Raw genomic sequence first — 464 nt, forward strand, 5'->3', positions numbered from 1 at the left:
GTAGGGAGCCAATCTCTACTTTAAAAAGAATTATCCGATGCCCGGGTGGTGGAATTGGTAGACACAAGGGATTTAAAATCCCTCGCTCATAGAGTGTGACGGTTCAAGTCCGTCTCCGGGTACCATCTTTATGCTGTGCTTTCTGTTCAGTAATTTAAATAGTAGTAATTAAACCTGTATCAATCATGTATGTAATTAATTTACATTACATTTATAATGCATATATTTATATACAATAAACATAGTTAAAATGTTGTGATTTAGCTGTCAACAAAAGATGTAGCGTCTCGTTAACTGTTTAAATTTAGTGTGTAGATAAATTAAAGAATTTAATTACTTAAATCTCTTAGTAATTAAGAGTTAGTAGGGAGCCAATCTCTACTTTAAAAAGAATTATCCGATGCCCGGGTGGTGGAATTGGTAGACACAAGGGATTTAAAATCCCTCGCTCATAGAGTGTGACG

The 464-nt window shown here is 34.7% G+C and carries 1 tRNA gene; it reads left to right on the top strand.

What is annotated here, in order from left to right:
* The first annotated feature begins 39 nt into the window (after positions 1-39).
* Positions 40-125: transfer RNA gene (locus H4J62_RS20030), tRNA-Leu, on the top strand.
* Positions 126-464: the final 339 nt, after the last annotated feature.

Source organism: Colwellia sp. BRX8-5 (genome assembly GCF_014077325.1).
Classification (GTDB): domain Bacteria; phylum Pseudomonadota; class Gammaproteobacteria; order Enterobacterales; family Alteromonadaceae; genus Colwellia_A.